Source organism: uncultured Oscillibacter sp. (assembly GCF_910584465.1).
In the GTDB taxonomy this organism is placed as follows: Bacteria; Bacillota; Clostridia; order Oscillospirales; family Oscillospiraceae; genus Oscillibacter.
This window is the reverse complement of record NZ_CAJUBK010000122.1, coordinates 1-2,794: the sequence shown is the minus strand read 5'-3', so window position 1 is coordinate 2,794 and position 2,794 is coordinate 1. Positions and strand designations below refer to the sequence as shown.

Genomic DNA, 2,794 nt, shown 5'->3' with positions numbered 1-2,794 from the left:
ACCATCACCGGCTATGACGGCATTGCCACCCCGCCCGTCACCGTGGGCGATTATGAGGTCAACATCGACTTTGTGGCGGCGGAGGGGTACAAGCTGCCCGAAACCCTGCCCGCCCCGGTGCTGCACATCACCCGCGCCAGCGGCGAGGCCGGGACTATCCGGCCTGTGCTGAAGGATGAAACTGTCACCTACACCGGCGTTCCCCAGCGTTACCACGGGGCCGATGGCATTGAGGGCATCGCCTCCGTTGCGCTGACCTACACCGGCGCGGACGGCGTGGAAAGCACCACCGCGCCCACCAATGCCGGAGTTTATCATGTGACGGCTATTTTCTCCCCCGATGCAAACCACACCCTGGCTGCTGGTAACTACACCGCAACTCTGACCATCCGTAAGGCGGGGCAGGACACGCCCATGGCCTCCCTGGAGAGCAGCAGCGCCCACTCCCTGACCGTCTCCGCCATTCCCGGCGCGGAGTACAGTATTGACGGCGGTGCTACATGGCAGACCGGCAATACCTTCAGCGGGCTGGAGGCTGACAAGAGCTACACGATCCTGGTCCGCATGGCCGAGAACGAGAATCATACCGCCTCCGGCACCCGGCCCGTCTCCGGCAGGACCACCGACACCCCGGTGAACATCTTGGATGCGGATATGCCCGATTACAGTACCGTTTACAACGGAAACCGCCAGCCGTACCCCTATACTGATCTGCTGACCAGCATGGAGGGCATCAGGAGCGTCAGCATTATGTACGTTGGCACTCTCGCCAGCGGCAAGCCCTATGAAACCTCCGAGGCCCCTGTGGATGCTGGCACCTATAAGGTGCGGTTCTATCTGGTAGCCGAGGACACCTACGATCTGAGCGCCGAACAGGTCTATGCGGATATGACTATTTCCAAGGCCCCGCAGACCATGGCTGTCGCTCCCACCATTGCCCGCCGCACGACTACCACTATCGCGCTGAACCCCGTGCCCGGCGCGGAGTACAGCATTGATGGCGGCGAGACTTGGCAGGACAGCCCCAAGTTCACCGGCCTGACCCCCGACACCGCCTACACCTTCACCCAGCGGATGAAGGAGACGGACAACCTCACCGCCTCTGACAGCCAGAGCGTGGAGGGCCGGACCGTGGCCGATACCGGGCTGAATTATAAAATCGACTACCGGAAGGAGATCATTACCTTTGACCCCGATGTGGTGGAGGTTGGTGAGGACTATACCCTGACCGATGATCTGTCCAGTGGCTCCGCTGTGACCCCCGGCACCACCCTCTATATTCGCCTGGTGGACGATGGCACCGGCAACCCCGGCCCCGTGGTTATGGAGGTCCTGCCGGAGCGTCCCGCCGCCCCGGATGTGAAGGTGAATCCCTTCGACTTTACCATGAACACCACCGGGGATATGGAGTATTCCGATGATGGCGGCGAAACCTGGAAACCCTGCACCGATCAGCAGAATGTGGAGGACCGGCAGGGCGAGACGCTGCTGGTGCGGATCGCCGCTACGGACGATTCCTTTAAGAGCGACCCCACCACTGTGACCGTCCCCGTCCGGGGTGAGGCCCCCGCGCTGACCATTGACAACGCTACCGAGCGCATGGACGCTACCTCTGCTATGGAGTATTCCAAGGACAACGGCGCAAGCTGGATTCCCTGCCTGGACAACATGGACCTGTCCGAGCTGACCAACGCCACGCTGCTGGTGCGCTATGCCTGTGACGGCACCAAGCCCGCCAGCAACAATGCTACCGTGATCGTCCCCTCCCGGAACGCCGCGCCCGCCGCCGACCTTGACCGTGTGGCCGAGCGGCTGACCGTCTCCGGCACCGCGCCGGAGTACCGGACGGAAAACGGCTGGACTGCTGTTCCCGCTGATGGGCTGGATGTGTCCAGCTTTTACGGTAAGGAGTTGGCTGTCCGGGAAAAGTACGATTCTGAGCATTTCGCCAGTCTGCCTGTGCTGGTGAAGATCCCGGAGAAGGGCGCGAAGCCCGATCTGACCATTGACCGGGACAAGCAGACAGTCAACACCACCGCTGACATGGAGTATTCCACAGACGGCGGTAAGACCTGGACCAAGTGTGATCCCAACATGGATGTTTCCAACCTGACCGGCCAGACCATCCTCGTCCGGGAGGCGGCAACGGAGGACAAGTTTGCCAGTGAGCCGACCGAGCTGCGGATTCCCAACCGGACGGAGAATCCCTCCGTTACTCTGGACACGATCACCGAGACGGTGAACACCACCGAGGATATGGACTACTCCACCGATGGCGGTTTGACCTGGAACCCCTGCACCAAGCCCCTGGATGTGTCCGGCATGACCGGGCAGACCATCATCATCCGCAATCATGGCAATGATGATTCCTTCCCCAGCAGCGGTGTAACCGTCACCATTCCCGCCCGCCGCGAGGCTCCCAGGGTGGAAGTGGACAGCAAGGCGCAGACTGTCAGCTCCGACAAGGGCGTGGAGTTCTCTACCGACAACGGCAAGACCTGGACCGTCCTCTCCAAGCCGCTGAACACTTCCGACTACCTGGGCAAAACGGTCCTGTTCCGATTCCCCGCCACCAAGAACGACTTTGCCAGCCGGACCATTACCGTGGTGATCTCCAATCATCCCGGCGCTCCCGTTCTGGTCTTTGACCCCAACGGTGAGACGCTGAACACCACCCCCGATATGGAGTATTCCACAGACGGCGGCAAGACCTGGAAACCCTGCACCAGCCCCATGGACGTGTCCGATCTGGCTGGAAAGGAAATCCTGATCCGCTACCCCGGCAAGGGTGACG

The 2,794-nt window shown here is 61.5% G+C and carries 1 protein-coding gene; it reads left to right on the top strand.

The window, feature by feature from the left end; genetic code table 11:
* Positions 1-2,794: MBG domain-containing protein (locus QZ332_RS13425; RefSeq protein ID WP_295766361.1), on the top strand; the 2,794-nt coding region annotated here is incomplete at both ends.